This window comes from Salinimicrobium profundisediminis (assembly GCF_026241755.1).
Taxonomy (GTDB): Bacteria; Bacteroidota; Bacteroidia; order Flavobacteriales; family Flavobacteriaceae; genus Salinimicrobium; species Salinimicrobium profundisediminis.
Map to the genome: position 1 here is coordinate 1 of NZ_JAPJDA010000056.1, position 2,501 is coordinate 2,501.

Below are 2,501 nucleotides of genomic sequence, written 5' to 3' on the forward strand. Positions count from 1 at the left end.
CCAATATTTTCAGCTTGAATAACTTGCCCGTTTTCACTAAATAAAACGGCTTTGGTGCTAGTGGTGCCGATATCAATTCCTAGCATATAGGTAGTCACCTTTTTGCTCACCTCAATTTCTCTAATTCAATAGAAAAGGCGAAAAATGAACTTACACTTTTTCGCCTTTTCTCAGTTTATTTATTGTTTAGTGTAACTCAGGCCAGTAGCCTTTATTTGCTTCAATTAGATCATCCAGTATTTCTTTTGCTACTTTTGCACTTGGCACTGTTTTTGAAAGTGTTAGAGCCTGCCATAATTTCTGATAGCTGCCTTCAATATACGCTTCAACGACTAATTTTTCAACCGTCACCTGCTGATACATTAAGGCTCTCTGGAATTCAGGAATCTTACCTTGGCTTAGTGGCTCTGGGCCGTTGCTTCCTACGATACATGGAACCTCAACCATTGCGTCATCATCAAAGTTTGCGATGGTTCCATTGTTTTCTACGATCAGAAGCATTCTTTCATGTGTATTGAAGGCAATCGCACGAGCTAGATCGACAACAAAGGTAGCGTGAGCACCCATTTCAAATTCACAGCCTTCAGAAGTTCCATTTTTAATGATTGTTTTTGCCATAGAGAAGACGGTCTTTTCTCTGCCAGCAATGACTTCATTTGCTCTTGTGTGATCTGGGTTTGAATGCTCCACCACATAATCAGGATATAAATAGTATTTTAAATACGTGTTTGGCAAGAATCTTGGATCTACTGCTAATAGATCTTTTGCTTTCTTATGTGTATCCTGCCAGCTTGCATCTGTATGCTGTGTGTCCACTTCTTTTTGCGTCAGATAGCCATTTTCAGCCACATAATCACGAATTGCCGGTAAATATTCATTGCCTTCTTTATCTTTGATGCTTGTCCACCAGCCAAAGTGGTTCAATCCGAAATAGCGGACTTCTAAATCCTGTGGCTCTTTGTCAATGATATGTGAGATTCTGCGCAGTGTTCCTACAGGCATATCACAGATGTTCAATACCTTTGAATTCGGGCGAAGAACGCGGCAAGCTTCTGCTACAATCGCTGCAGGGTTTGAATAGTTCAGCATCCAGCAGTCTGGTGAATATTTCTCCATTAAATCAATCATCTCAATCATATCACCGATGCTTCTCATTCCGTAAGCAATTCCGCCAGGACCGCAAGTTTCTTGGCCAAGAACACCATGTTTTAATGGGATTTTTTCATCTTTCTCTCGCATTTCATATTTTCCAGTGCGAATGTGTGCAAAGCAGAAGTCTACATCCGTGAAGGCTTCCTCTGGATCTGTTGTAAAACTGAACTCAATATCCGGTGCTTTTTCTCTCATCACAATGTCCAGTGCATCCCCAAGCATAGCCTGTCTTTCACCATCATTGTCATATAGTTTTAACGTGCGAAGGGGAAAACGATCCAGATTATCTAATAGCATCATAACAATCCCTGGTGTATAAGTACTTCCTCCGCCTGCGATGACAACTGAAAATTTCTTCATGTATCTCCATTCCCTTCTGATTTTAATGTTTTATTGCTGTTTCATGTGAAACATTTTGATTTATTCCGTTCCTTCTAACCCTAAATAGTTATCAACTGCTTTTCGTACACTTGTTACCTGCAAACCGTAAACAACTTGAACGTTTTTATCTTTAATGATGACGCCATTGGCACCTGTCTGACCTTTTAATACAGCTTCATCTACTAATTCAGGCTTATCTACTGTTAAGCGAAGTCTTGTATAGCAATTGGTGACAGTTTGAATATTTTCCGCTCCGCCTAAAGCATTGACGATCACGCCTGCGAGTCCGTCATCTCCCTGTGCTGCTGGAGTTTCTTGTTTATCTTTTGTTTTGCTTTCATTGTATTCTTTCTTTGAATAAAGCTTTGTTTCATTTCCTTCATCTTCTCTTCCGATCGTTTTGAATTTAAACTTTGTGATTAAGAAGCGGAAGATGACATAGTAAGCAACAAAGAACATTAATCCGACTACAATGTACATCGGCCAGCTTGTTTTTTCGATTCCAAGCGGCAGGTTGAATAATAGGAAGTCAATCATTCCGTTTGGACCGATTGCTCTAACATCAAATAGATTTAACACAACGAAACTTAATCCGCTTAATCCAGCGTGCACAACGAATAACAGTGGTGCAACAAACATGAATGAGAATTCAATTGGTTCTGTAACTCCAGCGATAAAAGATGTAACAGCAGCTGGAATTAAGATGGCTTTTACCTTACCTTTATTTTCAGGTTTAGCTGTGTGGTACATCGCCAGACATGCCCCAAGTAAACCAAACATCTTCGAAATACCGCGTGCATCCCAGATGACACTTTCTGAAAGAACTTTGACAGTTGGATCCGCAATTTCTGCATAATAGATATTTCTTGCACCTTCATATAATTGCCCGCCAACTTCTACTGCACCGCCTAGAGAGGTGTATAAGAAAGGCGTATAAATCAGATGGTGAAGACCTGTTGGAATTAATA

3 protein-coding genes are annotated in these 2,501 nt (G+C 40.0%); all 3 read right to left on the reverse strand.

Features of this window, described 5'->3' with window-relative positions:
• Positions 1 to 86, reverse strand: an 86-nt coding sequence (locus tag OQ279_RS18260; protein ID WP_503167765.1) for an FGGY family carbohydrate kinase, incomplete at its 3' end; no start/stop codon positions are given.
• 100 nt (positions 87 to 186) lie between these two features.
• Positions 187 to 1,512, reverse strand: a complete 1,326-nt coding sequence (locus OQ279_RS18265; RefSeq protein WP_266071299.1) for a 6-phospho-alpha-glucosidase — start codon at positions 1,510 to 1,512, stop codon at positions 187 to 189.
• A gap of 60 nt (positions 1,513 to 1,572) precedes the next feature.
• Positions 1,573 to 2,501, reverse strand: a 929-nt coding sequence (locus OQ279_RS18270) for a PTS transporter subunit EIIC (RefSeq protein ID WP_266071301.1), incomplete at its 5' end; no start/stop codon positions are given.